Below are 26,418 nucleotides of genomic sequence, written 5' to 3'. Positions count from 1 at the left end.
TTACAACATAGGGATGAGGAAGTATAGTATACGTGTTGCACTATATATTGAAAGCGTTTTAGCTTTTACATGAAGGGGGACTTCTTTTGAAGGATGTAAGATTGCCAACACTATTTGAAATTATTATTGTACTAGGAGTATTTTTAGCACTTGTTCTATCGTTTACAGTCTTTCTCGACTTGCCGATACAGCTGGCGCTTTTTGTTTCATGGTTTATTGCAATGCTTTTAGGTATAAGACTCGGTTATTCTTATAAAGATTTACAAAATGCGATTGTACATGGGATATCAAATGGCCTTGAAGCCGTACTGATTCTCGTTTCAGTTGGGGCGCTCATCGGAACATGGATTGCCGGAGGCGTTGTGCCGACTTTGATTTATTACGGACTGGAATTTATTCACCCAAGTATCTTTTTACTGGCAACGTTAATTATTTGTTCCATTATGTCTGTGGCAACAGGAACGTCATGGGGAACAGTCGGAACTGCCGGCATTGCCATGATCGCAATTGGAGAGGGTTTAGGCATTCCGCTTCCTCTAGTAGCGGGAGCTATTCTTTCAGGTGCTTATTTTGGGGACAAGCTGTCTCCGCTGTCTGACAGTACAGTTCTAGCTTCTTCACTATCAAAAGTCGATGTATTGGCTCACGTGAGAGCAATGCTTTATTTATCAATACCTGCTTATGTCATTACAGCTATACTCTTTACAGTTGTTGGATTTATGTACGGCGGGAAAAATATTGATCTTGATAAAGTTGAATTCTTAAAATCATCTTTGCAAAACACGTTTGACATTCATATTTGGATGCTGATCCCGGCAGTTCTCGTCATAGTCTTATTGGCGATGAAAAAGCCATCTATGCCGGTTATCGTAATTGGCGCTTTACTCGGTGCAATCTGGGCTGTTGTTTTCCAAGGAATGGATATTGCCCATGCGATTGCAACTGCGTACAACGGCTTCTCTATTAAAACGGATGTTGAATTTTTGAACGGCTTGTTAAACCGCGGTGGAATTGTCGGTATGCTTGATTCTCTCGTCGTCATCATCTTTGGCCTTGGTTTTGGCGGTCTGCTTGAGAAACTCGGCGTGTTAAAAGTCATTGTTTCAACGTTTGAAAAGAAATTAACTTCAGCCGGCAATGTCACATTGTCTACACTGATCGTAGCGTTTTTAGCAAACATCTTCGGCTGTGCGATGTATGTATCTCTTATTTTGACTCCGAAAATTATGGAAGACAGCTATGATCGCTTACATCTGGACAGAAGAGTGTTATCACGTAACTCAGAGGTCGGGGGAACATTGACTTCGGGGATGGTTCCTTGGTCTGATAATGGGATTTACATGGCTGGTATTTTAGGTGTTTCTACCTTCTCTTATCTGCCGTTTATGTGGCTCAGTTTTGTAGCAATAGGTCTTGCAATTATCTATGGTTATACAGGAAAATTTATATGGTATACGAAAAACAATACAGTTAAAGCCGAAAAACTAGGCTAATAGGGGAGGATCACTGAATGATAGCGAAACACATGATTCGGACACTGATGATCGAAACGCCTTCGGTTCCCGGAAATCTTGGAAGGGTGGCTACGGCAATCGGCCTTCTGGGCGGGGATATTGGTGAAGTGGAGACGGTAAAAGTCGGACCCAATTACACAATGCGGAATATTACCGTTCAAGTGGAGAATGAAGAACAGCTTCAGGAAGTGATCGCGGCTGTACAGGCCCTCGGAGAAGGGATCAAGCTTCACACCGTATCTGATGAAGTCCTGTCCGCACATGAAGGCGGAAAAATCCAAATGAAAAGCAAAATGCCGATCCGTTCACTGGCAGAGCTGGGACGTGTCTACACACCAGGTGTTGCGGACGTGTGCCGACTGATCGAAAAAGAACCTGAAAAAGCTTCTATTTATACAACGATCAGCAATTCTGTTGCAATTGTAACGGATGGAACCGCAATTTTAGGCCTTGGGAATATCGGCTCTGTGGCTGGCATGCCTGTCATGGAAGGAAAGGCTGCTTTATTTGATCAGCTGGCGGGTATTAGCGGCATTCCGATACTGCTTGATACGAGTGATCCTGAAGAAATCATCAAAACAGTAAAACATATTTCTCCGGGCTTTAGCGGCATCCTTCTTGAGGATATCGGTTCGCCGCATTGTTTTGAAATCGAGGATCGCCTAAAAGAGGAGCTGAACATTCCTGTTATGCACGATGACCAGCATGGTACAGCTGTAGTGACGCTGGCAGCTGCCATTTCGGCATGCAGGAGTGCGGGAGTTGACCTGAAGGAAGCGAAAGTGGGGCAAATCGGCCTTGGCGCAGCAGGCGTGGCCATCTGCCGGATGTTCATGGCTTATGGTGTGAATGCTGTGTACGGAACAGACAAATCAGAGTCAGCAATGAACCGTCTCGAACAATACGGCGGACAGGCAGTTTCCAGTATTGAGGAGCTCATGGAAACATGTGATATTGTCATTGCTACAACGGGCGTTCCGGGTTTAATAAAACCGGCATTTGTACGTTCTGGTCAAGTAATTTTGGCTTTATCGAATCCGAAGCCGGAAATTGAACCGGAGGCCGCGCTGCAGGCTGGCGCCGCATATGCAGCTGACGGGCGTTCTGTTAATAATGTACTCGGTTTTCCGGGGATTTTTAGAGGAGCGCTTAACGCAAAAAGCACGGAGATTAATCATGATATGCTTGTCGCAGCAGCAGAGGCCATCGCAGCTTGCACTAAACAAGGTGATGTTGTCCCTCAGCCGCTTGATTCAAAAGTCCATCATGCGGTAGCAGCAGCTGTCGAGCATGCAACTCTTACAGCAGTGAAATAAATGTAGCTAAACAGCACCTGTCGTACTAGGTGCTGTTTTTTTCTTATCTGTGTTCAATTTTGTTATCATTACTATGAAAATAAAAAAGGGAGTGATCACATGGCAAAAAGCCAAGCGAAAAAGAAGCGGGAGCATCGATTGAGAAACGGCGGACGTGACGTCTTATTATCAAGAGGCAGCGCACCATCTTTTAGCACACATGAAAGAATGACAAAAAGCAAAAAAGAGATTTTGAATAAACGGAAGCATAAGAATCCTTATGATCATACAGCAGTTGATGATAAGGATTTTTTTGTGCCCCAAAAAGCCGCCTAGCATTCGTCTCTATCGTTTCTTTTTGAAAAAGGGCATGTTTTTCCGTTTCTTTCATACAATCTATTAAATCAAATCACTAGAACGGGCGGGAGGAAACGGTATGCGAAAAATCTCTTATAAGGACATGTTTCTCAGGCATGTCAAAGATCATCTCTCTCTTTATATATTTGTGTCAGTGCTGTTTTTCATGGGTGTCATCTTTGGCGCGATTATTGTCAACAGTATGACGATCAGCCAGAAAGAAGATTTATACTACTACTTAAGTCAATTTTTTGGACAGCTTTCGGATGGAAAACAGGCAAGTTCAGCTGATATGTTTGGGCAAAGTATCTTTCATAATGCAAAGTATTTAGGCCTGATGTGGATACTGGGAATTTCCGTCATTGGAATGCCGATTATTTTCATCATGATCTTTCTGAAAGGGATCGTCGTCGGCTTTACTGTCGGGTTTTTAGTCAATCAGATGGGAGTAAGCGGGTTTTTCCTATCTTTTGTCTCCGTTTTGCCGCAAAATGTGCTGCTGATTCCGGCTTATCTCATTATGGGCACATGTGCAATTGCGTTTTCTTTAAAGTTAATCAGACAGCTGTTCGTGAAAAGAAGCCTGCATGACGCGCCGATTCAATGGTTCGGGCAGTATGCCTTTGTGCTGCTGGTCATTCTGTTTTTAGCGCTGATCTCATCTCTCTTTGAAGCATACTTATCTCCTGTTTTAATGGAAAAGCTTACATCTAGACTTTTTTAAAATCATTATTAAAAGAAAACCGTTTTATTTATCAGTTTATAATAATTATAGTTGGAACTCTGCGCGTATTTTGTTATAATGAGTCATGGAATGCGGCGTAGGAGGGAAAGACATGGAAAACCGTATTGATCGAATTAAGAAACAACTGCACTCATCCAGCTATAAACTTACGCCACAGCGTGAAGCGACAGTAAGAGTGCTGCTTGAAAACGAAGAAGACCATTTAAGCGCAGAAGATGTATACCTCCTCGTAAAAGAGAAATCTCCTGAGATCGGTCTCGCTACAGTATACCGTACGCTTGAATTATTAACTGAATTAAAAGTCGTAGATAAAATTAACTTTGGAGACGGCGTGTCCCGTTACGACCTTCGGAAAGAGGGCGCAGCTCACTTTCATCACCACTTGGTGTGCATGGAGTGCGGAGCCGTTGATGAAATTGAAGAAGATTTGCTTGAAGACGTGGAAGAAATCATTGAACGTGATTGGAAATTTAAGATTAAAGATCATAGATTGACGTTTCACGGCATTTGCCACCGCTGTAACGGAAAAGAAACTGAATAGACGGTGCCGAGCGCGAACCTTTTCTCATGGGGAAAGGGTTTTTTGCTGTTTCTATGTATAAAACCTTTCTGATTTGGCATATGGTTTATATAACTGGAACCATAGGAAAGGATCGATTAGGACATGGGAAGATTCCTGAAAACAGCTGTCGATGCATTGAAAGTTTTCATCCTGTTTACCGGTTTTACCGCTTTGTTCTATTATGCTATGATATGGGTGAATCAAGAGTATGAAAACTATCATCGGTATGATAAACCGGACGGCTCCGCTGTAAAAGTTGTTGAAATGGATCAGGATGAAAAAGGCGGATGGCTCGACCGGTTGATCTTTTTTTACCAAAACGGGGAGTAGATCAAGAGTGAAAGATCAAATAAAGGATTTCATCCACTACGTCATGGTAGAGAGAGGGCTCTCTCAAAATACGATCGTATCCTATGAGCGTGACTTGAAAAGCTATTCTCTCTACTTAACAGAAACCCTTCATGTGACGGATTGGAATCACGTTACCCGCATACATATTATCCAATACTTAAAGCATTTGAAGGACTCGGGGAAATCCGGCAAGACATCGGCGCGGCATTTGGCATCCATTCGCTCTTTTCATCAATTTCTGCTCAGGGAAAAAGTAACGGATAAGGACCCTTCCGTTCATATCGAAACACAAAAGACGGAACGGGCGCTTCCGAAGGTGCTCGCACTCAATGAAGTCGAGCGATTATTGGACACGCCTAAGCTGACGAGCCCATTCGGCTATCGGGATAAAGCAATGCTGGAGCTGCTTTATGCGACAGGCATACGAGTCAGTGAAATGATTGAGTTGAAAACGGCAGATGTTCATTTATCTATGGGGTTTATCCGATGCTTCGGCAAAGGAAGAAAAGAACGGATTGTACCAATTGGTGAAGCCGCCGCTTCCGCCATTGAGGAATATATGACAAAAGCCAGGGGAAAACTGTTAAAGAACAATGTGTCTGACGCCCTCTTTTTAAATCATCACGGCAAACAGATCAGCCGCCAGGGATTTTGGAAGAACCTGAAAAAAATCGCGTTTGAAGCCGGCATTAAGAAAGAGCTGACTCCGCATACGCTCAGGCATTCCTTTGCGACGCATCTGCTTGAGAACGGGGCAGATTTAAGAGCGGTGCAGGAAATGCTCGGTCATGCGGATATATCCACGACGCAAATTTATACGCATGTGACGAAAACAAGGCTGAAGGATGTGTACAAGCAGTTTCATCCGCGAGCATAGCCGCAGGTGGCTGCGGCTTTTTTGTTTAGAGCGACAGAAAATATTGAAGTTTCTCATTATTTCCAAATACATTGTCAACGGGAATGAAAACGGTTTATACTTGAGTTGTCAGACCTCTTAGCGATACAATAGACGTATAGAAAAAAAGGAGGCTTTCAAGATGCCTGCATACAAATATAATCGTGTGTTTTTAATTGTGATGGACTCAGTCGGAATCGGCGAAGCGCCGGATGCCGCTGACTTTAATGACGAAGGCGCTCATACGCTCGGTCATATTGCCGAGCATATGAACGGATTACATATGCCGAATATGGCAAAGCTCGGCCTTGGTCTTATCGAAGATATCAAAGGTGTAGAAAAAACAGAACATCCGCTTGCCTATTATGGAAAAATGCAAGAAGCATCAAACGGCAAAGATACGATGACCGGCCATTGGGAGATTATGGGTTTATACATTGATAAACCATTTAAAGTGTTCCCGGAAGGCTTTCCTGATGAATTGCTTCAAGAGCTGGAAAAGAGATCTGGCCGCAAAATTATTGGAAACAAGCCGGCTTCCGGCACAGCCATTTTGGATGAGCTTGGCCAGGAGCACATGGAGACAGGGGCTATAATTGTTTACACGTCTGCTGACTCTGTTTTGCAAATTGCCGCTCACGAAGAGGTTGTGCCGCTTGAGGAGCTGTATCGCATTTGCGAAACGGCGAGAGAACTGACGCTTGATCCGAAATATATGGTTGGCCGCATTATTGCACGGCCGTTCGTCGGAGAGCCGGGTCAATTCAAACGGACGCCAAACCGCCATGATTATGCGCTGAAGCCGTTTGACCGTACTGTCATGAATGAATTGAAGGACAGCGGCTTAGATGTGATCTCAATCGGTAAAATCTCTGATATTTACGACGGAGAAGGCATTACTTCTTCACGCAGAACGGTTTCTAATATGGACGGAATGGACAAGGTGATCGATACGCTGGGAGAAGACTTTACGGGTCTGAGCTTTGCGAACCTTGTTGATTTTGACGCGTTATTCGGACACCGCCGTGACCCTGAAGGCTACGGACGCGCGCTTGAAGAATTTGATGCGCGGCTTCCGGAAGTGTTTGAAAAAATGAGAGAAGACGATCTGTTAATTATTACAGCCGACCACGGCAATGATCCGATTCATCATGGGACTGACCATACACGCGAGTATGTGCCGATTCTCGCTTACAGCAAAAAACATAAGAAAGCGCAAATGCTGCCGCTTGCAGATACATTTGCTGATATCGGTGCAACGATCGCTGATAATTTCCAAACAAATAAACCGAAATACGGGAAAAGCTTTTTATCTTTATTACAATAGGGGGACTGTTTCTTGAAGGACAGAATTGAACGCGCAGCCGCTTTTATTAAACAAAACCTGCCTGAATCTCCGAAGATCGGCCTTATTTTAGGCTCAGGTCTTGGCATTTTGGCGGACGAAATTGAAAATCCAGTCAAGCTGAAATATGAAGATATACCTGAATTCCCGGTATCTACTGTTGAAGGGCATGCCGGACAGCTTGTGCTTGGCACTCTTGAAGGAGTTTCCGTCATTGCAATGCAGGGCCGCTTTCATTTTTATGAAGGCTACTCAATGGAGAAAGTCACATTCCCTGTACGCGTGATGAAAGCGCTCGGTGTGGAAGCGTTGATCGTGACAAATGCCGCAGGCGGTGTCAACACTGAATTCCGTGCGGGAGACTTAATGATTATTACCGATCATATCAACTTTATGGGAACAAACCCGTTAATCGGGCCAAACGAAGCAGATTTCGGCGCCAGATTTCCAGATATGTCTTCAGCCTATGACAAAGATCTGTCCAGCCTGGCTGAAAAGATTGCGAAAGACCTTAATATCCCAATTCAAAAAGGCGTGTACACTGCTGTGACAGGACCTTCTTACGAAACACCGGCAGAAGTCCGTTTCTTAAGAACGATGGGCTCTGATGCAGTCGGCATGTCTACTGTTCCGGAAGTCATTGTAGCGAATCATGCGGGAATGCGGGTTCTTGGCATTTCCTGCATCTCTAACGCGGCAGCCGGAATTCTGGATCAGCCTTTAAGTCACGATGAAGTTATGGAAGTGACCGAAAAAGTAAAAGCTGGATTCTTAAAGCTTGTTAAAGCGATCGTCGCTCAGTACGAATAAATATGAATCAATGCAGGACCAAAAGACAGCTGTGTCTGATATCACACAGCTGTCTTTTTTTATGCCCAAAATTCGAAACATTTTCCATCAGTGGCGTATAAAACCATCCCGCTTGGAAAAAATAAAAAGGATTATGAAATGGAGGGCTTTTGAGATGAAACGTCTTTTATCCACTTTGTTGATTGGTATAATGCTGCTTACATTTGCACCGTCTGCATTTGCAAAACAAGACGGAAAACGTACATCGGAGCTTGCTCATGAAGCGAAGTCTGCGGTGCTGATAGAACGTGACACGGGAAAAGTGCTTTACAACAAGAACAGCAATGAGAGACTGGCGCCTGCAAGCATGACGAAAATTATGACGATGCTTTTGATTATGGAAGCTTTAGATAAAGGCAAAATCAAAATGAGTGATAAAGTCCGTACAAGCGAGCATGCGGCGTCAATGGGCGGCTCACAGATCTTCCTTGAGCCCGGCGAAGAAATGACTGTCAAAGAAATGCTGAAAGGCATCGCAATCGCTTCGGGAAATGACGCTTCCGTCGCCATGGCTGAATTTATTTCCGGCTCTGAAGAAGAATTTGTGAAGAAAATGAATAAAAAAGCAAAAGAGCTGGGATTGAAAAATACATCCTTTAAAAACCCAACAGGACTGACCGAGGAAGGACACTACAGCTCTGCTTATGACATGGCAATCATGGCTAAGGAATTATTGAAATACGAATCAATTACGAAGTTTACCGGCACGTATGAAGATTATCTGCGTGAAAATACAGATAAAAAGTTTTGGCTTGTAAATACAAATCGCCTTATCAAATTTTATCCTGGTGTAGACGGCGTAAAAACAGGCTATACAGGCGAAGCGAAATATTGTCTGACTGCTTCGGCTAAAAAAGGAAACATGCGGGCCATAGCGGTTGTATTCGGAGCGAGCACGCCTAAAGAAAGAAACGCGCAAGTGACAAAAATGCTTGACTTCGCCTTTAGCCAATATGAAACGCATCCTTTATATAAACGAAATGAAACAGTAGCAAAAGTAAAGGTCAAAAAAGGGAAACAAAAATTGATCGAACTCACTACATCTGAGCCGATTTCAATATTGACGAAAAAAGGCGAGGATATGAACGATGTGAAAAAAGAAATCAAGATGAAGGACAATATTAGTGCTCCGATTCAAAAAGGCCAAGAGCTTGGCACTCTTGTTCTGAAAAAGGATGGAGAAGTACTCGCTGAAAGTCCTGTTGCTGCAAAAGAAGATATGAAGAAAGCCGGGTTTATCACATTCTTGAAGCGGACGATGGGAGACTGGACAAAATTTAAGTAATTATGCCGAATGACCACTAGTTTTGTCACGGTGAAGGAATTCATTCCGTCGAAATCGAAACACTCATTATCCGATCATATCAAGGAGGAATGAGCATGAGCCTTGGAATTGACATGAATGTCAAAGAATCTGTGCTTTGTATTCGATTAACAGGCGAACTCGATCACCATACGGCTGAAACCCTGAAGCAAAAAGTGACTCAATCATTGGAGAAGGATGATATTCGCCATATCGTGCTGAACTTGGAGGACCTTTCCTTTATGGACAGCTCGGGGCTTGGCGTTATTTTAGGAAGATACAAGCAAATTAAGCAAATTGGCGGAGAAATGGTTGTTTGCGCTATCTCTCCTGCGGTGAAGCGATTGTTTGATATGTCGGGTCTGTTTAAAATTATCCGATTTGAACAATCTGAACAGCAGGCGCTCCTGACACTGGGGGTGGCATCATGAAAAATGAAATGCACATTGAGTTTTCTGCCCTCAGTCAGAATGAATCGTTCGCCCGTGTGACAGTTGCTTCATTTATAGCTCAGCTGGACCCGACAATGGATGAACTGACTGAAATCAAAACAGTCGTGTCAGAGGCTGTCACAAATGCAATTATCCATGGATATGAAGAGAACTGTGAAGGGAAAGTTTACATTTCAGTGACGCTGGAAGATCATGTCGTATATATGACCATTCGTGATGAAGGCTTAGGCATTACAGATCTTGAAGAAGCCCGTCAGCCTCTATTTACGACTAAGCCTGAGCTTGAGCGCTCTGGAATGGGCTTTACCATTATGGAAAATTTCATGGATGATGTCAGTATCGATTCATCGCCTGAAATGGGAACAACGATTCGCTTAACAAAGCACTTATCAAAAAGCAAAGCGCTTTGTAATTAAGGAGATTTGTTATGGATGTGGAGGTTAAGAAAAACGGCAAAAACGCTCAGCTGAAGGATCATGAAGTAAAGGAATTAATCAAACAAAGCCAAAATGGCGACCAGCAGGCAAGAGACCTCCTCATAGAAAAAAACATGCGTCTTGTTTGGTCTGTCGTACAGCGGTTTTTAAACAGAGGATATGAGCCTGACGATCTCTTCCAGATCGGCTGCATCGGGCTGTTAAAATCTGTTGACAAATTTGATTTAACCTATGATGTGCGTTTTTCAACGTATGCAGTGCCGATGATTATCGGAGAAATCCAACGATTTATCCGTGATGACGGAACCGTAAAGGTATCACGGTCATTAAAAGAGCTTGGAAACAAAATCCGGCGCGCAAAGGATGAGCTTTCGAAAACACTGGGCAGAGTGCCGACGGTGCAGGAGATCGCTGACCATTTGGAGATTGAAGCTGAGGATGTTGTACTGGCCCAAGAGGCGGTAAGGGCTCCATCTTCGATTCACGAAACCGTTTATGAAAATGACGGAGATCCGATTACCCTGCTTGATCAAATCGCTGACAACTCAGAAGAAAAATGGTTTGACAAAATTGCGCTGAAAGAAGCAATCAGCGATTTGGAGGAAAGGGAAAAACTAATCGTCTATCTCAGATATTATAAAGACCAGACACAGTCCGAGGTGGCTGAGCGGCTCGGGATCTCTCAGGTGCAAGTTTCCAGGCTTGAAAAGAAAATATTAAAACAGATCAAGGTTCAAATGGATCATACGGATGGCTAGTCTGCAGTGCAGGCTAGCTTTTTTGTGTGCAAAAGCGTGGTAATTTATGGTCTTTTCGAGCGGATGAATGAGAACAAAATCGAACCACATACTACATATATAACCACCGAAAGATGGTGATCAATGATGGAACGACGAATATTTATCCGGCTTCGCCACCGGGTGCTGGCACATCCAGGGGATATTATTACCGTTGGAGATGCCGCGCAAATAGAAGGGCAGCTTCAGCTGAAAAAGAAACTTTCGGCTATGCCGCTTTATCAGGTGAGCGAAAAAGATAAAAATATCGTAATTCTGGATATCATACAAGTCCTCAGAGCCATTCATTTACAAGATCCGACACTTGATGTTCAAACCGTAGGCGGAGCAGAAACCATTGTTGAAATTCAATATCGAAAGCGAAATTTATCAACGGTTCTATTTATCGGTGTCTGGCTGCTTCTGTTTATTGGATCGTGTCTTGCCATCATGAACTTTCATGAGGATGTAAGCATGAGAGATGTTCATATCGCACTATATGAAATCATAACCGGAGAGAGGAATGACTATCCATATTTGCTTCAAATCCCATACAGCATCGGTTTGGGACTGGGGATGATCGTGTTTTTTAACCACATATTTAAAAAGCGCCTAAATGAAGAGCCCAGCCCGCTGGAGGTTGAGATGTTTAACTATCAGCTTGATCTCGATCAATATGTGGCCATGCATGAGAATCAAGAAACCATAAAGGATCTGCATGATCGTTAGTGTATTGTTCATTATTTTTGTAGGGCTCGGCGGAGGCATAACGGTGGGGGCGGGTTTCGTTGCTTTTTTAACCGTAATGGGAATCATTCCGCGGCTGATGCAGCTCACCAAAACAATGAGATTTGTTCAGGCTTATGAAGCGGCTGTCATTCTTGGCGCGGTTTGCGGGGGATGGGAGACGCTTCATATGAATCATCTTTATCTAACAAAATGGATAGCTGTGCCGGTCGGGCTTCTGGCAGGTTTGTTCGTCGGGATGCTAGCGGCTGCTCTTACAGAAGTTTTAAATGTCCTGCCGATTTTGGCGAAACGAATCGGGCTCAGAAGTAAAATCATTATTTTATTAATGGCCATCGTGATTGGGAAAATCGCGGGATCTTTATTTCACTGGCTGTACTTTATTGACCATTCATAAGGAGGTTTCAAGATGACAAACATAAAAGAAAATTACAAATCAAAAGTGAAAACATATCAGCCTAAGCCGCCTTACGTCTGGAACTGTGTAAAAGCCTTTTTAGTGGGCGGACTGATTTGTGCAATCGGGCAAGGTCTGCAAAATTTTTATATCCATTTTTTTGATTTCAATGAAAAAACTGCGGGGAATCCAACAGCTGCAACGCTGATATTAATTTCTGCCCTGCTTACAGGGGTTGGCATCTATGACAGAATCGGACAATTCGCAGGCGCAGGTTCAGCCGTACCTGTCACAGGTTTTGCCAACAGTATGGCAAGCGCGGCTCTTGAATATAAAAGCGAAGGATTAGTGCTTGGAGTAGCGACAAATATGTTTAAACTGGCAGGAAATGTTATTGTTTTCGGAGTTGTAGCTGCATACATCGTTGGAATGATTCGGTTTGCTTTTGAGAAACTGATGTCATAGGAGGAGAAGAAAATGAAATTAACAGGAAAGCAAACCTGGATATTTGAACATCCCATATTTGTCAACTCAGCGGGAACGGCAGCAGGACCAAAGGAAAAAGACGGACCGCTCGGCTCTTTATTTGATAAAACCTATGACGAAATGCATTGTAATCAAAAAAGCTGGGAAATGGCGGAACGGCAGCTGATGGAAGACGCTGTTAATGTTGCACTTCAAAAAAACAATCTGACAAAAGATGATATTGACCTATTGCTGGCAGGCGACTTGCTGAACCAAAACGTGACGGCTAACTATGTGGCAAGACACTTGAAAATCCCATTTCTTTGTATGTTTGGCGCCTGTTCAACATCAATGGAAACAGTGGCTGTCGCATCAGCCTTAGTTGATGGCGGGTTTGCCAAAAGGGCACTCGCTGCCACTAGCAGTCACAATGCAACTGCGGAAAGACAGTTTCGCTATCCGACAGAATACGGAGGCCAAAAACCGGACACTGCTACCTCCACTGTAACCGGAAGCGGTGCAGTTGTCATCAGTCAGACACCGGGTGATATCCAAATCACAAGTGCGACTGTCGGAAAGGTTTCTGATTTAGGAATTACAGACCCTTTTGATATGGGATCGGCTATGGCTCCGGCTGCAGCTGATACGATTAAGCAGCACTTTAAAGATCTCAACCGGACAGCGGATGATTATGATCTAATCCTGACAGGTGACCTGTCAGGCGTCGGTTCTCCAATCGTAAAAGACATCTTAAAAGAAGATGGATATCCAGTCGGCACAAAGCATGATGATTGCGGGCTTCTGATTTACACTCCGGATCAGCAGGTCTTTGCCGGGGGGAGCGGCTGTGCTTGTTCAGCGGTTGTCACCTACTCTCATATTTTTAAGCAGCTGAGAGAAGGAAAATTAAACCGTGTATTTGTCGTAGCGACCGGGGCACTATTAAGCCCGACGATGATCCAGCAAAAAGAAACCATCCCGACTATCGCCCACGGGGTTGTATTTGAGCGTGCAGGAGGTGCATCTTAACATGGACTACCTTTTGGCTTTTGTCTGCGGCGGGGCCATTTGTATCGTCGGCCAGCTGCTCTTGGATATTTTTAAATTGACGCCAGCTCATGTCATGACATCATTTGTTGTAATCGGTGCAATATTAGATGGTTTCGGCATTTACGATAAATTTATTGAATTTGCCGGAGGAGGCGCCACCGTTCCGATCGTCAGCTTCGGTCACAGTCTTCTGCACGGCGCCATGCATCAGGCGCATATACACGGATTTATCGGAATCGGCATGGGGATTTTTGAGCTGACCTCGGCCGGTATCTCAGCCGCTATTCTTTTCGCCTTTATCGTAGCTGTTATTTTCAAACCGAAAGGATAATGCCGACATGACGACAAAACGCAAGGTCATACTGGTAACAGACGGGGATGTTTATGCCGCTAAAACAATTGAATACGCCGCAAGCAAAGTGGGAGGTCGATGCATTTCACAATCAAAAGGGAATCCTTCCACCCGCAGCGGCGCCGAGCTTGTCAAGCTGATCGCCTCAGCACCGTATGATCCTGTATTTGTCATGTTTGACGACTCCGGCCTTCAAGGAGAGGGTCCGGGAGAAGCCGCTCTAACCTATGTCGCAACCCATCCGTCTATTGAAGTGCTCGGTGTAATTGCGGTCGCGTCAAAAACACATCAGGCTGAATGGACCAGGGTCGATGTAAGCATTGACCGCAATGGAGAAATAACTGAATACGGCGTTGATAAAGTCGGGGAAAGAGAATTTGATGACCACAGAATGAGTGGAGATACAGTCTATTGCCTTGATAAACTTGATCTCCCGCTTATTGTCGGTATCGGGGATATCGGCAAAATGGGCAGAAAAGACGATATCTCAAAAGGGTCGCCAATCACCATGAAAGCGGTCGAGTTTATTTTAGAAAGGAGCGGGTATCATGCCGGACCACAAGGAAGAGAAAATTCGGGTTTATCGGAATCCAGCTAAAAATGAAGAGTATTTCAAAAACCGTGTTGGGATGGGGACGAGCTATGATGTAGGTGTTCGCAAGCTCACGATTTTAGATAAAGAGATCCAGCTTTACTATCTAAATGGATTATGCGATACAGCCTATATTATTCATTTAATGAGAGAGCTTGTTGCCATTAACAATCGGAAAGAAGACCCTGATGAGCTGGTCGACATCGTCGAAAACAGGCTGCTTAACGCCCAGGTCGAAAAAGTAAAAACCTTGGATGAAACCACCGACCAAGTGCTGTCCGGGCTCGTCGCTGTCATTGTTGAAGGTGCAGGCTTCGCATTTATAATTGACGTCAGAAGCTATCCGGGCAGAAACCCGGAAGAACCTGATACGGAAAAGGTGGTCAGGGGAGCCAGAGACGGATTTGTTGAAAATATCGTCGTCAATACGGCCCTTCTCAGAAGGCGGATCAGAGACGAGCGCCTTCGAGTCAAGATGACTAAAGTTGGCGAGCGGTCAAAGACGGATTTAAGCATTTGTTATATAGAAGATATAGCTGATCCGGATCTGGTTGAGATCGTAGAAAAAGAAATTGCATCCATTGATGTCGATGGATTAACAATGGCAGACAAAACTGTCGAGGAATTCATTGTTAATCAAAGCTATAATCCTTTTCCGCTCGTGCGCTATACAGAAAGACCGGATGTGGCCGCAAATCATGTTCTAGAAGGCCATGTTATCATTATAGTGGACACATCGCCGAGTGTGATCATTACCCCGACGACTTTATTTCACCATGTGCAGCATGCTGAAGAATATAGGCAGGCGCCTTCAGTCGGGACCTTTTTAAGATGGGTAAGATTTTTCGGTATTCTTGCTTCTACTTTATTTCTTCCGATCTGGTTTCTCTTTGTGCTTCAGCCTGATCTGCTCCCGGACAATATGAAATTTATCGGTTTAAATAAAGATACGCATATCCCGATCATCCTGCAGATATTTTTAGCTGACTTAGGAATCGAGTTTCTCAGAATGGCTGCCATTCACACCCCGACGGCTTTATCGACAGCAATGGGTTTAATTGCCGCTGTTCTGATCGGGCAGATTGCGATTGAAGTCGGCCTTTTTTCGCCTGAGGTGATTCTGTACGTCTCACTTGCGGCGATTGGAACCTTTACGACGCCTAGTTATGAATTAAGCTTGGCAAACAAAATGAGCCGTCTTGTCCTCATGATACTCGTTGCCTTATTTCATATAAAAGGGCTCGTCATCGGATTTACAGTGCTAATTATTGCCATGGCAAGCATCAAATCCCTTCAGACACCGTACTTATGGCCGCTGATTCCCTTTAATGGAAAGGCGCTGTGGCAGGTTCTTGTCCGCACAGCGAAACCTGGCGCAAAAGTAAGACCCAGTATCGTTCACCCCAAAAATCGCTTAAGACAGCCTACCAATTCATAATCGCATTGAAACTGACTGAAGAGTATGATAATGTATGTCTTAATTATGAAGGGACAGTCCATAAAACTGTCCTTTCATCCATAAGCGGAGAAAGAGGGAATGACATTGTTCTTACACGGCACAAGCAGACAAAATCAACATGGTCATTTAGAAATCGGAGGTGTGGATGCTCTCTATTTAGCGGAGAAATATGGTACACCTCTTTACGTATATGATGTGGCTTTAATACGTGAGCGTGCTAAAAGCTTTAAACAGGCGTTTATTTCTGCAGGGCTGAAAGCACAGGTGGCATATGCGAGCAAAGCATTCTCATCAGTCGCAATGATTCAGCTCGCTGAGGAAGAGGGACTTTCTTTAGATGTCGTATCCGGAGGAGAGCTTTATACGGCTGTTGCGGCAGGCTTTCCGGCAGAACGCATCCACTTTCATGGAAACAATAAGAGCAGGGAAGAACTGCGCATGGCGCTTGAGCACCGCATCGGCTGCATTGTGGTGGATAATTTCTATGAAATTGCGCTTCTTGAAGACCTATGTAAAGAAACGGGTCACTCCATCGATGTTCTTCTTCGGATCACGCCCGGAGTAGAAGCGCATACGCATGACTACATTACAACGGGCCAGGAAGATTCAAAGTTTGGTTTCGATCTTCATAACGGACAAACTGAACGGGCCATTGAACAAGTATTACAATCGGAACACATTCAGCTGCTGGGTGTCCATTGCCATATCGGCTCGCAAATCTTTGATACGGCCGGTTTTGTGTTAGCAGCGGAAAAAATCTTCAAAAAACTAGACGAGTGGAGAGATTCATATTCATTTGTATCCAAGGTGCTGAATCTTGGAGGAGGTTTCGGCATTCGTTATACGGAAGATGATGAACCGCTTCATGCCACTGAATACGTTGAAAAAATTATCGAAGCTGTGAAAGAAAATGCTTCCCGTTACGGTTTTGACATCCCGGAAATTTGGATCGAACCGGGCCGTTCTCTCGTGGGAGACGCAGGCACAACTCTTTATACGGTTGGCTCTCAAAAAGAAGTGCCGGGTGTCCGCCAATATGTGGCTGTAGACGGAGGCATGAACGACAATATTCGTCCTGCGCTTTACCAAGCTAAATATGAAGCTGCGGCAGCCAACAGGATCGGAGAAGCGCATGACAAAACGGTATCGATTGCCGGAAAGTGCTGTGAAAGCGGAGATATGCTGATTTGGGATATTGACCTGCCGGAAGTAAAAGAAGGCGATCTTCTTGCCGTTTTTTGTACAGGCGCTTATGGATACAGCATGGCCAACAATTATAACCGTATTCCGAGGCCCGCCGTTGTATTTGTCGAAAACGGTGAAGCTCATTTAGTCGTGAAGCGAGAAACATACGAAGATATTGTAAAACTTGATCTGCCATTTAAAACGGGTGTAAAGCAATAAAAGAAAGCGCCGATTTTTCGGCGCTTTTCCTATTTGAATATAGATACAATCGCATTCCAGATAGATACGAAGAAATCAATGACTTTCTGGATGAAGTTTTTGCCTTCATCTGATTCTATGAATTTCGTAATCTTATCTTTCGCTTTATCTAGCTGGTCACTGACCTGTCCCCAGTCAATGTCAGCGTTTTTCATCTTATTGAATAGGGAGACAAGCTGATTCTTTTGGCTGTCTGTAAGTGTGACGTTTAAATCAGAAGCTGCGTCATCCACTTGTTTTTCGATGTCAGCTTTATTATCAGGCACCCCGTTTTTAGCAAACTCTTCTTTGATTTTTGCAATCAGGGCTGCCGCATTTTCGTTACCGATTTTGTCTCCAAGCTCTGATGTCGTGACAAGCTCTTGGTTGGCGACTTGCTTAACATCCTCCGAGATCGCTTCGTCAGAAGAAACTTCATAAGCCTTAATCAATCCAGTTAAAGCGGCAGTCCCGGATACTTCAAACGGTGCTGTAACATACACCTTCGCATCTTTAACACCGGCTGTCATCAGTGCATTCAGGTACATTTCATCTGTGATGCCGCTGATATTATGAGTCTCAACATTCAATCCGGAGCCTTTTTTGGCAATGGTGATTGACGATGAAGAAATCGCTCTCGATCCGATTTGCGCGTTCGATATATATTTTCCTAAATATTCATGTTCTTCCTTATTGGTCACGGTTACCGTTGTGGCATTATCAGGGACATTCATTTCATCAAGCACTTTTTGTTTGTCGGATTCTGACAAATCAGCACCCAGTGTTACAATGACATCTCCAACTGCGGCATCCGCGAGACTGACCTTCGGAACCATCAGCAGCAAAACGGCCGATGCCAGCATTCCAATCCAAATTTTCTTCAAAGCAGTTTGACCTCCTTCAATTTCACAAGCAGCTGGATAGTGCTGCTTTGTGAGGACCTGAATCATGAAAAATACAGTTCCGTTAGGTTAGACGGAGATAAAGAGATTCAGGTTTCATTTTTATTTTTTAGTAAAGCCCGGGAGATTCGTTTTCCCCCGAAAGGTGTGGTATAATAGCCGCGACAAGGAGAGACAGGCTATAACCTATCATACATAATCTCCTTTGAAAATTAAAATAAAGAAAGTAGGCATACAATTGAAAACAGGTTACTTTTTATTAGAAGACGGGAACAAAATTGAATTTGAACTTTATCCTGAAGCTGCACCTGGAACTGTTGCAAACTTTGAAAAGCTTGCGAACGAAGGCTTTTATGACGGGCTTACATTCCACCGAGTGATTCCTGGCTTCGTCAGCCAAGGCGGCTGCCCGCACGGAACTGGTACTGGCGGTCCGGGATACACAATCAAATGTGAAACAGAAGGCAACCCGCATACACATGAGGCGGGCGCACTTTCTATGGCACATGCCGGAAAAGACACTGGCGGCAGCCAATTTTTCATCGTTCATGAGCCACAGCCTCATTTGAACGGTGTTCACACTGTGTTCGGTAAAGTAACAAGCGGATTAGAATTCGCAAAAAACATGTCTAACGGCGACGTCATGAAAGAAGTTCGCGTTGAAGGCTAATTGGCAGGCAAAAGGCTTCCTCATATAGAGGGGGCTTTTTTATTGGGTAAAAATGTTCAATAAAAAACCGCCGAGTGCTGATGGCGGTTGGTAAAACCAGGTGTTTAGTTAGTGACCCCCGTGTATTGAATACATTAAAAAGTTTTGGTGACGTTCTGATCAGTAAATTGATGATTAATCATTTTAGCCTTGCTTACAAAGTTATTTTCAAAGACAATTCCTGTGTTTAAACCTCCGGAGCCAAACACAGATTTGGACAAAGTTAAAGGCCTGATCATAAAAGCGCCGCCTACGTTAATTACACTGTTCCCGGAAACGTTGTTTATATTAATAGGATAATCAATCATACTATCAAGTCTCCTTTCATATCATTCTATTTTTTATATGTATTAGTGCTAGAGTTGATTAGCGTAAACTTAATGGCAAAAATATTTAGGAGATGCCTGTTCATTGGGATTGATATTTTGTAGTAAAATAAATCAAACAAACGTGATGTAATGAAAAGGAGATCGCGATATGGACAACAAAGGCTGTATAAAATGCGGCAGTACAGAAGCCGGACAAAAAGAAATAGCCACAACCGGCACGGGATTATCAAAGCTGTTTGACGTGCAGCATAACCGATTTCTAGTGGTTTACTGTAAGAACTGCGGATATTCAGAGTTTTATAATAAAGAGTCTTCAACTGCCGGGAATATATTGGATTTATTTTTTGGAGGCTGATCCATGTTTTCGAGCTTGAATGATTTTAAACATATTATGAAAGCAAAAAACGGGGTGCGGTTATCACCTGTGAAATAGATTGCCGCAAACATTCCAGTAACCTTCTTGATGTGAATTGTTTTGTCAAGTGCCATGGATATCATGGACTGGGAGATAAATGAACAAACTGTTCGTAACCTCATGCCTTATATACGATCTAAAGATTTAGCATATGAGAACTCTCTTTCTTCTGAGTCCATCGCTTCTGAATTATGCGATTCATTTCTTTCAATATTTGCAGGCTTAGTTATGATCGACAAGAAAAATAGGCATGATGTGGGTAGAAGATGTGTTTGTAAAATCACTTCAATGGTCCTAATGGGATTTTTTTTCGATTCGTGATAACATAAATTGAAGACCGTTGTTTATTGGAGGAAATCAGTTGAAATCAGAAAATGTTTCGAAGAAAAAATCAATATTAGAATGGGCAAAAGCAATTGTGATTGCTGTCGTTCTTGCTTTGCTCATCCGCAACTTTATTTTTGCGCCGTATGTCGTTGACGGTGAATCCATGGAACCTACACTTCACGATCGTGAAAGGGTCTTTGTTAATATGACAGTCAAATACATCGGCGAGTTTGATAGAGGAGACATCGTCGTGTTAAACGGAGATGATGTTCACTATGTCAAACGTATTATCGGCCTTCCCGGCGATACGGTTGAGATGAAAAATGACCAGCTCTATATTAACGGGAAAAAGGTGGACGAACCTTATTTGGCAGCTAATAAAAAGATAGCGAAACAGGACGGTAAACATTTGACCGATGATTTCGGCCCGGTTAAAGTGCCTGATAACAAGTATTTTGTGATGGGTGACAATCGTCGGAATTCCACGGACAGCCGTAACGGACTTGGCCTCTTCACGAAAAAACAAATTGCGGGTACATCAAAGTTTGTTTTCTACCCGTTTAACGAAATGCGCAAAACAAATTAGGATCAAGCAGTTTCCCATTGGGGCTGCTTTTTTTATATCTTTTTTACGGTCATCCCCTAAAAACAGAACATAAATTCGTATATCTATAGAAAAGAAATTTTTGCAGAAATGTGAAACATATTCCCGTTATGCATCGTTATATTAATAATTTACGAGAATTTACGGTTTTTTATTCATGAAAAAAAGGAATAACTCATATGAATGAATAGATTCATATTGGCTGGAGGTTTAGAAATGGGAAGAATAAAAACCAAGATTACCATTCTGTTAGTGCTTTTGCTTTTACTTGCAGGCGGTTATATGTACATAAATGATGTTGAGCTGAAGGATGTTCCGACAGCAATTGGACAAACCTTGTCCTCGGAAGAAGAGGAATACACCATCCAGGAATATAAAGTGACGAAAATTGACGGCTCAGAGTATCATGGAGTAGCAGAAAACGGAACGAAAATCATCTTCAACGGAAAAAAATTAAATCAGGATTTATCTGATATAAAAGAAGGTGACAAGATTAAGGCTTACTTCAGCAAATCAAAGCGGATCGACGGATTAATCAAGGTTGCAAAAGTGAATGATTAACAAAACATCACCTTTCGGATCGAAGGGTGATGTTTTGTTTTTCTCAAATTGTAAGTTTATTTCATTGCGTACTTTAAAAAGGATCGCTATAATAGCCAATAAGGACAAATGAATAAAGATTGTATCCTTCGGGGCAGGGTGGAAATCCCGACCGGCGGTAGTAAAGCACATTTGCTTTAGAGCCCGTGACCCGTGTGCATGAGCACGCGGTGGATTCAGTTTAAGCTGAAGCCGACAGTGAAAGTCTGGATGGGAGAAGGATGATGAACCGCTATGCAAATGGTTCAAAAATGCATAGTGTTATTTCCTATTGCGTAAAATACCTAAAGCCCCGGATTTTTTATAAATTCGGGGCTTTTTTGACGGTAAATAACAAAAGAGGGGAGGGAACCAAATGGAAGAGTATTATATGAAGCTGGCATTAGATCTTGCGAAGCAGGGCGAAGGACAGACCGAATCCAATCCGCTCGTCGGCGCTGTTGTCGTAAAGGACGGACAAATTGTCGGAATGGGCGCCCATTTAAAATATGGTGAAGCTCATGCAGAAGTTCATGCCATCCATATGGCTGGAGCACATGCAGAGGGTGCCGACATTTACGTTACACTCGAACCGTGCAGCCATTACGGAAAAACACCGCCATGTGCAGAATTGATTATCAACTCTGGCATCAAAAGAGTGTTCGTAGCGATGAGAGATCCTAATCCGCTTGTGGCTGGAAGAGGGATCAGCATGATGAAAGAAGCCGGCATTGAGGTAAGGGAAGGCATCCTGGCAGACCAGGCGGAGAGGCTGAATGAAAAATTTCTGCACTTTATGAGGACAGGCCTTCCGTACGTCACGCTAAAAGCGGCTGCCAGCCTTGACGGCAAGATAGCTACCAGCACGGGTGACAGCAAATGGATCACGTCAGAGGCTGCAAGACAGGATGCTCAGCAATACAGGAAAACACACCAAAGCATTTTAGTCGGAGTTGGCACAGTGAAAGCCGACAATCCGAGCTTAACCTGCAGACTGCCGAATGTAACAAAACAGCCGGTTCGGGTCATACTTGATACCGTACTCTCGATTCCTGAGGACGCTAAAGTGATTTGCGATCAAATAGCGCCGACATGGATTTTTACGACGGCACGCGCAGACGAGGAAAAGAAAAAACGGCTTTCAGCTTTCGGAGTGAACATATTTACACTTGAAACCGAGCGCATTCAAATTCCTGATGTTTTGAAGATCCTAGCGGAAGAAGGCATCATGTCGGTGTATGTGGAAGGCGGTTCAGCTGTTCACGGAAGCTTTGTCAAAGAAGGCTGTTTTCAAGAAATCATCTTCTATTTTGCCCCTAAACTAATCGGAGGAACGCATGCTCCCAGCTTAATCTCCGGTGAAGGTTTTCAATCAATGAAAGATGTCCCCTTATTACAATTCACTGATATAACCCAAATCGGCCGTGATATCAAACTGACGGCAAAACCGACAAAGGAATAGGATGGTGACCATGTTTACAGGAATTATCGAAGAAACAGGCACAATCGAATCCATGAAAAAAGCAGGGCATTCAATGGCCTTAACAATTAAATGCTCAAAGATTTTAGAGGATGTTCATCTTGGCGACAGCATTGCAGTGAACGGCATTTGTCTGACTGTCACTGATTTTACAAAAAATCAATTCACAGTGGATGTTATGCCTGAAACAGTCAAAGCTACGTCACTGAATGATTTAACAAAAGGAAGCAAAGTAAATCTGGAAAGAGCAATGGCGGCAAACGGCCGTTTCGGAGGCCATTTCGTCTCAGGCCATGTCGACGGAACTGCGGAAATCACACGAATTGAAGAGAAAAGCAACGCAGTTTACTATGATTTAAAACTGGACCCGTCATTAACAAAAACATTGGTTTTAAAGGGATCAATTACTGTGGATGGCGTGAGCTTAACCATATTCGGCCTGACAGAAGACACAGTGACGATCTCCTTAATACCGCATACAATCAGCGAAACGATCTTTTCAGAAAAAACGATCGGCTCTAAAGTGAATATCGAATGCGATATGATCGGAAAATATATGTATCGATTTTTGCATAAAGCCAATGAAAATAAGACCCAACAAACCATTACAAAAGCCTTCTTAAGCGAAAACGGCTTTTAGAGAGGAAGATTTGCATGTTTCATCCGATAGAAGAAGCACTGGACGCTTTAAAAAAAGGCGAAGTCATCATCGTTGTAGATGATGAAGACAGAGAAAATGAAGGAGACTTTGTGGCTCTTGCCGAGCATGCAACGCCGGAAGTCATTAACTTTATGGCGACACATGGGAGAGGACTGATCTGCACGCCGCTCAGTGAGGAAATCGCAGACAGGCTTGATCTTCACCCTATGGTGGAGCATAATACAGATTCTCACCACACTGCATTTACTGTAAGCATAGACCATCGTGAAACGAAAACAGGTATCAGCGCTCAAGAAAGATCTTTTACCGTTCAAGCATTGCTGGACAGCACATCCGTGCCATCTGATTTTCAGCGTCCGGGGCACATTTTTCCGCTGATTGCGAAAAAAGGAGGTGTCCTGAAAAGAGCGGGCCATACAGAAGCTGCTGTTGATCTTGCTGAAGCCTGCGGATCTCCAGGAGCCGGCGTCATTTGTGAAATTATGAATGAAGACGGAACGATGGCGAGAGTGCCTGAGCTCATTGAAATTGCGAAAAAGCATCAATTAAAAATGATCACCATTAAGGATTTGATTCAATACCGTTACAATCTGACAACACTTGTCGAGCGTGAAGTTGACATTACGCTGCCTACTGATTTTGGGACATTTAAGGTTTATGGATACACAAATGAGGTAGATGGAAAAGAGCATGTCGCATTTGTGATGGGAGATGTGCCGTTCGGAGAAGAACCGGTATTGGTCCGGGTGCATTCAGAATGTCTCACAGGTGACGTGTTTGGCTCTCATCGCTGTGACTGCGGACCGCAGCTGCACGCCGCGCTGAACCAAATTGCCGCAGAAGGCCGTGGAGTGCTTCTGTACTTGCGCCAAGAAGGACGAGGCATCGGTTTAATCAATAAATTAAAAGCTTATAAGCTTCAGGAACAAGGTTATGACACCGTAGAAGCCAATGAGGCGCTTGGATTCTTGCCGGATCTTCGCAACTATGGCATCGGAGCACAAATTTTACGCGACCTCGGTGTCCGGAATATGAAGCTTTTGACGAATAATCCGCGAAAAATCGCAGGCCTTGAAGGCTACGGACTCAGTATTTCAGAAAGAGTGCCGCTTCAAATGGAGGCGAAAGAGCACAATAAAAAATATTTGCAAACCAAAATGAACAAGCTAGGTCATTTACTTCATTTCTAATCACAAATATCACAAAAAAGGATGGGAATCATATGAATATCATACAAGGAAATTTAGTTGGTACAGGTCTTAAAATCGGAATCGTAGTAGGAAGATTTAATGATTTTATTACGAGCAAGCTGCTGAGCGGAGCAGAAGATGCGCTGCTCAGACATGGCGTAGACACAAATGACATTGATGTGGCTTGGGTTCCAGGCGCATTTGAAATACCGTTTGCTGCGAAAAAAATGGCGGAAACAAAAAAATATGATGCTATTATCACATTGGGCACTGTCATCAGAGGCGCGACGACACATTACGATTATGTCTGCAATGAAGCTGCAAAAGGCATCGCGCAAGCAGCAAACACTACTGGTGTACCTGTCATCTTTGGAATTGTAACAACTGAAAACATCGAACAGGCTATCGAGCGTGCCGGCACAAAAGCGGGCAACAAAGGTGTAGATTGTGCTGTTTCTGCCATTGAAATGGCAAATTTAAACCGCTCATTTGAATAATTTGCTGAAAACAGTTTAAAAATATGGCGAAAATGATATAATGTGAGAAAACGGATCACCTATTCGTATCCGTTAATAGCAGACTGGACATTTTGGATATAGAGGGGTTTTTATGTTAATTCGTTATAAAAAATCGTTTGAAAAGATTGCGATGGGGCTTCTTTCGTTTATGCCGAATGAAAAAGACCTTAAGCAGCTTCAGCAGACAATTAAGGACTACGAAACGGATACAGACCGCCAGCTCTTTCTTTGGAAAGAGGACGAGGATATCGTCGGAGCAATCGGAGTCGAAAAAAAGGATTCTGAGGTTGAGATCCGGCATATCAGTGTGAATCCTTCTCATCGCCATCAAGGAATCGGAAAACAGATGATGGATGCTTTAAAGCATTTATTCAAAACGCAAGTACTGGTTCCAAATGAATTAACGCAGAGCTTTTTCGAACGTTGTCAAGGTCAGCAGGATCAAGACATTTCATACAATAATTAAGCAGAGGCTGTCATCAGCCTCTGCTTTAGTTTGATGACAAAATCCGAAAACAGTTTTGTTTTAGGTTTTTGTCATCCTTTCAGCGCGATTGAAAACCCTTGAAGTCTAGGAAAGCTGAGCATTGGATCGGAGCGAATGTTTTCATTCGTGAGCACCAACGCACAGGCTTGACAACGAATGCGAGGGTTTGTCGACACGCTGAGCAGAGGCTGTGATCAGTCTCTGCTTTTTTTTCTGCGTTCTATTTCTTTTTCACGTTCACGGATGACGTCAGTCCGATCCCGCAAACGGTGTTTGTCGATAAGAAATATGTTCCTGAGTGCACTGGGCTGCCCCCATGTATACTTTTTTTTCCTGCATTCGATCCTGCATGCTTCCTCCAGTTTCTCATCTTTGATTGGCAGCATAATGCTTTTATAGGCAGAGCCCGTCTCGATTTGTTCGTAAACCGATTGCATAAGTTCGAGCAAACGGCCATGATCAAGCCCTAAGTCTTCGACTGCCCGGTGTTCTGCTTGAAGAATCCGGATGCTGTTCGCCATCAGTCTTTTTGCCCCGGCTGTATTCTGCCTTCTGTGATGATATAAAGCCACTGCAAGCTGAATAAAGCCCACCCAATAGCGTTTTCGTTTCTTTGGCGGATCTTCCTTCCAATATTCTTCTAATATTTCATGGCATTCAAAATAATCCCGTGTCGCGTGAAACTCAACGAGATAATCTATATAAGCTTTCGGATACAAGGTGTTTCCTCCTTTAATGTGCTTTTAGTGTACCATAGAAGGGATAAAAGGAAAAAAGAACGCTCTGCCTCTATTGCTTCTTAGAAAGGAAAACCAGAAGCTAAGGCTTTTTCTCCCGCTTCAGCGCTCCGAG

At 43.6% G+C, this 26,418-nt stretch carries 34 protein-coding genes and 1 riboswitch; of the genes, 30 read left to right on the top strand and 4 right to left on the bottom strand.

Annotated features, from left to right (window positions below; all coding sequences use genetic code 11):
• The first annotated feature begins 86 nt into the window (after positions 1-86).
• The 21 genes from mleN to lysA all read left to right on the top strand — a co-directional run bounded on the left by mleN (position 87) and on the right by lysA (position 17,347).
• Positions 87-1,493, top strand: a complete 1,407-nt coding sequence (gene mleN, locus ACFVP7_RS13310; RefSeq protein ID WP_003230432.1) for a malate-H+/Na+-lactate antiporter MleN — start codon at positions 87-89, stop codon at positions 1,491-1,493.
• Positions 1,494-1,510: 17 nt separating this feature from the next.
• Entirely contained in the window at positions 1,511-2,830 is a 1,320-nt protein-coding gene (locus ACFVP7_RS13305) for a malic enzyme-like NAD(P)-binding protein (RefSeq protein ID WP_396582266.1), read from the top strand.
• A gap of 99 nt (positions 2,831-2,929) precedes the next feature.
• Positions 2,930-3,145 carry a hypothetical protein gene (locus ACFVP7_RS13300; protein WP_046381161.1) on the top strand — a complete coding sequence of 72 codons (216 nt, stop codon included), beginning with the start codon at positions 2,930-2,932 and terminating at the stop codon, positions 3,143-3,145.
• Between the two features lie 100 nt (positions 3,146-3,245).
• On the top strand, positions 3,246-3,890 hold the full coding sequence (gene spoIIM / locus ACFVP7_RS13295; RefSeq protein WP_087961609.1) for a stage II sporulation protein M: 645 nt from the start codon (positions 3,246-3,248) through the stop codon (positions 3,888-3,890).
• A gap of 112 nt (positions 3,891-4,002) precedes the next feature.
• Positions 4,003-4,452 carry a ferric iron uptake transcriptional regulator gene (gene fur / locus ACFVP7_RS13290; RefSeq protein ID WP_003223972.1) on the top strand — a complete coding sequence of 150 codons (450 nt, stop codon included), beginning with the start codon at positions 4,003-4,005 and terminating at the stop codon, positions 4,450-4,452.
• A 123-nt stretch (positions 4,453-4,575) separates the two neighbouring features.
• Complete coding sequence (locus ACFVP7_RS13285) at positions 4,576-4,803, top strand: YqzK family protein (RefSeq protein ID WP_338730545.1); 228 nt, start codon at positions 4,576-4,578, stop codon at positions 4,801-4,803.
• A gap of 7 nt (positions 4,804-4,810) precedes the next feature.
• A complete protein-coding gene (gene xerD, locus ACFVP7_RS13280; protein ID WP_338730544.1) occupies positions 4,811-5,701 on the top strand; it encodes a site-specific tyrosine recombinase XerD in 891 nt (296 codons plus the stop codon).
• Between the two features lie 160 nt (positions 5,702-5,861).
• The gene (deoB, locus tag ACFVP7_RS13275; RefSeq protein WP_338730543.1) at positions 5,862-7,046 is read left to right on the top strand and encodes a phosphopentomutase; all 1,185 of its coding nucleotides are present in this window, start codon (positions 5,862-5,864) and stop codon (positions 7,044-7,046) included.
• A gap of 12 nt (positions 7,047-7,058) precedes the next feature.
• Complete coding sequence (locus tag ACFVP7_RS13270; protein WP_003230447.1) at positions 7,059-7,874, top strand: purine nucleoside phosphorylase I, inosine and guanosine-specific; 816 nt, start codon at positions 7,059-7,061, stop codon at positions 7,872-7,874.
• Positions 7,875-8,028: 154 nt separating this feature from the next.
• Entirely contained in the window at positions 8,029-9,198 is a 1,170-nt protein-coding gene (gene dacF / locus ACFVP7_RS13265) for a D-alanyl-D-alanine carboxypeptidase DacF (protein ID WP_038829775.1), read from the top strand.
• 95 nt (positions 9,199-9,293) lie between these two features.
• Positions 9,294-9,647, top strand: a complete 354-nt coding sequence (gene spoIIAA, locus ACFVP7_RS13260; protein ID WP_004398633.1) for an anti-sigma F factor antagonist — start codon at positions 9,294-9,296, stop codon at positions 9,645-9,647.
• Positions 9,644-10,084: an anti-sigma F factor gene (gene spoIIAB / locus ACFVP7_RS13255; protein WP_014477237.1), complete on the top strand. Its 441-nt coding sequence runs from the start codon at positions 9,644-9,646 to the stop codon at positions 10,082-10,084. The genes spoIIAA and spoIIAB overlap by 4 nt, the downstream gene beginning before the upstream one ends.
• A gap of 11 nt (positions 10,085-10,095) precedes the next feature.
• On the top strand, positions 10,096-10,863 hold the full coding sequence (sigF, locus tag ACFVP7_RS13250) for an RNA polymerase sporulation sigma factor SigF (RefSeq protein ID WP_003230458.1): 768 nt from the start codon (positions 10,096-10,098) through the stop codon (positions 10,861-10,863).
• A gap of 126 nt (positions 10,864-10,989) precedes the next feature.
• Positions 10,990-11,610, top strand: coding sequence for a stage V sporulation protein SpoVAA (gene spoVAA / locus ACFVP7_RS13245; protein ID WP_015714205.1), 621 nt, complete (start codon positions 10,990-10,992; stop codon positions 11,608-11,610).
• Positions 11,600-12,025, top strand: coding sequence for a stage V sporulation protein SpoVAB (spoVAB, locus tag ACFVP7_RS13240; RefSeq protein ID WP_003230463.1), 426 nt, complete (start codon positions 11,600-11,602; stop codon positions 12,023-12,025). Before spoVAA ends, spoVAB begins: the two co-directional genes overlap by 11 nt.
• 12 nt (positions 12,026-12,037) lie before the next feature.
• The gene (gene spoVAC / locus ACFVP7_RS13235; protein WP_396582260.1) at positions 12,038-12,490 is read left to right on the top strand and encodes a stage V sporulation protein AC; all 453 of its coding nucleotides are present in this window, start codon (positions 12,038-12,040) and stop codon (positions 12,488-12,490) included.
• Positions 12,491-12,502: 12 nt separating this feature from the next.
• On the top strand, positions 12,503-13,519 hold the full coding sequence (gene spoVAD, locus ACFVP7_RS13230) for a stage V sporulation protein AD (RefSeq protein WP_124072981.1): 1,017 nt from the start codon (positions 12,503-12,505) through the stop codon (positions 13,517-13,519).
• Between the two features lies 1 nt (position 13,520).
• On the top strand, positions 13,521-13,871 hold the full coding sequence (spoVAE, locus tag ACFVP7_RS13225; RefSeq protein ID WP_003230467.1) for a stage V sporulation protein AE: 351 nt from the start codon (positions 13,521-13,523) through the stop codon (positions 13,869-13,871).
• 7 nt (positions 13,872-13,878) lie between these two features.
• Positions 13,879-14,490: a stage V sporulation protein SpoVABEA gene (gene spoVAEA, locus ACFVP7_RS13220; RefSeq protein WP_003230469.1), complete on the top strand. Its 612-nt coding sequence runs from the start codon at positions 13,879-13,881 to the stop codon at positions 14,488-14,490.
• The gene (gene spoVAF, locus ACFVP7_RS13215; RefSeq protein ID WP_003230471.1) at positions 14,441-15,922 is read left to right on the top strand and encodes a spore germination protein SpoVAF; all 1,482 of its coding nucleotides are present in this window, start codon (positions 14,441-14,443) and stop codon (positions 15,920-15,922) included. The genes spoVAEA and spoVAF overlap by 50 nt, the downstream gene beginning before the upstream one ends.
• A gap of 105 nt (positions 15,923-16,027) precedes the next feature.
• Positions 16,028-17,347 (top strand): diaminopimelate decarboxylase, encoded by a 1,320-nt coding sequence (gene lysA, locus ACFVP7_RS13210; protein WP_004398851.1) that lies wholly within the window; start codon positions 16,028-16,030, stop codon positions 17,345-17,347.
• A 29-nt stretch (positions 17,348-17,376) separates the two neighbouring features.
• On the opposite strand, the gene ACFVP7_RS13205 is transcribed toward lysA, so the two are convergent.
• Positions 17,377-18,249, bottom strand: a complete 873-nt coding sequence (locus ACFVP7_RS13205) for a DUF1002 domain-containing protein (RefSeq protein ID WP_396582257.1) — start codon at positions 18,247-18,249, stop codon at positions 17,377-17,379.
• Between the two features lie 256 nt (positions 18,250-18,505).
• Here ACFVP7_RS13205 and ACFVP7_RS13200 point away from each other — a divergent pair, with 256 nt between their 5' ends.
• Positions 18,506-18,937, top strand: coding sequence for a peptidylprolyl isomerase (locus ACFVP7_RS13200; RefSeq protein WP_003223931.1), 432 nt, complete (start codon positions 18,506-18,508; stop codon positions 18,935-18,937).
• A 134-nt stretch (positions 18,938-19,071) separates the two neighbouring features.
• Here the strand turns inward: ACFVP7_RS13200 and ACFVP7_RS13195 are convergent, their stop codons facing one another.
• Positions 19,072-19,284, bottom strand: coding sequence for a spore germination protein (locus ACFVP7_RS13195; protein ID WP_003230479.1), 213 nt, complete (start codon positions 19,282-19,284; stop codon positions 19,072-19,074).
• Positions 19,285-19,453: 169 nt separating this feature from the next.
• On the opposite strand from ACFVP7_RS13195, the gene ACFVP7_RS13190 reads away from it, so the two are divergent.
• On the top strand, positions 19,454-19,660 hold the full coding sequence (locus ACFVP7_RS13190; protein ID WP_003230483.1) for a zinc ribbon domain-containing protein: 207 nt from the start codon (positions 19,454-19,456) through the stop codon (positions 19,658-19,660).
• Here the strand turns inward: ACFVP7_RS13190 and ACFVP7_RS13185 are convergent.
• Positions 19,603-19,842: a hypothetical protein gene (locus tag ACFVP7_RS13185; protein ID WP_015251784.1), complete on the bottom strand. Its 240-nt coding sequence runs from the start codon at positions 19,840-19,842 to the stop codon at positions 19,603-19,605. The two genes, ACFVP7_RS13190 and ACFVP7_RS13185, sit on opposite strands and share 58 nt — an antisense overlap.
• A 239-nt stretch (positions 19,843-20,081) precedes the next feature.
• On the opposite strand from ACFVP7_RS13185, the gene sipS reads away from it, so the two are divergent.
• The 7 genes from sipS to ribT all read left to right on the top strand — a co-directional run bounded on the left by sipS (position 20,082) and on the right by ribT (position 25,545).
• Complete coding sequence (gene sipS / locus ACFVP7_RS13180; protein WP_396582255.1) at positions 20,082-20,633, top strand: signal peptidase I sipS; 552 nt, start codon at positions 20,082-20,084, stop codon at positions 20,631-20,633.
• Positions 20,634-20,867: 234 nt separating this feature from the next.
• Entirely contained in the window at positions 20,868-21,212 is a 345-nt protein-coding gene (locus tag ACFVP7_RS13175; RefSeq protein WP_003230488.1) for a hypothetical protein, read from the top strand.
• Positions 21,213-21,332: 120 nt separating this feature from the next.
• A riboswitch (FMN riboswitch) is annotated at positions 21,333-21,477 on the top strand.
• 129 nt (positions 21,478-21,606) lie between these two features.
• The gene (gene ribD, locus ACFVP7_RS13170; protein WP_004398763.1) at positions 21,607-22,692 is read left to right on the top strand and encodes a bifunctional diaminohydroxyphosphoribosylaminopyrimidine deaminase/5-amino-6-(5-phosphoribosylamino)uracil reductase RibD; all 1,086 of its coding nucleotides are present in this window, start codon (positions 21,607-21,609) and stop codon (positions 22,690-22,692) included.
• Between the two features lie 10 nt (positions 22,693-22,702).
• Positions 22,703-23,350: a riboflavin synthase subunit alpha gene (gene ribE, locus ACFVP7_RS13165; RefSeq protein WP_029317961.1), complete on the top strand. Its 648-nt coding sequence runs from the start codon at positions 22,703-22,705 to the stop codon at positions 23,348-23,350.
• Positions 23,351-23,364: 14 nt separating this feature from the next.
• Positions 23,365-24,561: a bifunctional 3,4-dihydroxy-2-butanone-4-phosphate synthase/GTP cyclohydrolase II gene (locus ACFVP7_RS13160; RefSeq protein WP_032726065.1), complete on the top strand. Its 1,197-nt coding sequence runs from the start codon at positions 23,365-23,367 to the stop codon at positions 24,559-24,561.
• Between the two features lie 32 nt (positions 24,562-24,593).
• Positions 24,594-25,058, top strand: coding sequence for a 6,7-dimethyl-8-ribityllumazine synthase (ribH, locus tag ACFVP7_RS13155; RefSeq protein ID WP_003223915.1), 465 nt, complete (start codon positions 24,594-24,596; stop codon positions 25,056-25,058).
• Between the two features lie 112 nt (positions 25,059-25,170).
• Positions 25,171-25,545: a GNAT family N-acetyltransferase RibT gene (gene ribT / locus ACFVP7_RS13150; RefSeq protein WP_003223910.1), complete on the top strand. Its 375-nt coding sequence runs from the start codon at positions 25,171-25,173 to the stop codon at positions 25,543-25,545.
• A gap of 215 nt (positions 25,546-25,760) precedes the next feature.
• Here the strand turns inward: ribT and ACFVP7_RS13145 are convergent, their stop codons facing one another.
• Positions 25,761-26,285, bottom strand: coding sequence for a DUF309 domain-containing protein (locus ACFVP7_RS13145; RefSeq protein WP_187001796.1), 525 nt, complete (start codon positions 26,283-26,285; stop codon positions 25,761-25,763).
• Positions 26,286-26,418 lie beyond the last annotated feature (133 nt).

This window comes from Bacillus sp. SG20033, from assembly GCF_044570195.1.
Lineage (GTDB): Bacteria > Bacillota > Bacilli > Bacillales > Bacillaceae > Bacillus > Bacillus subtilis.
This window is presented reverse-complemented; position numbering and strand designations above follow the sequence as displayed.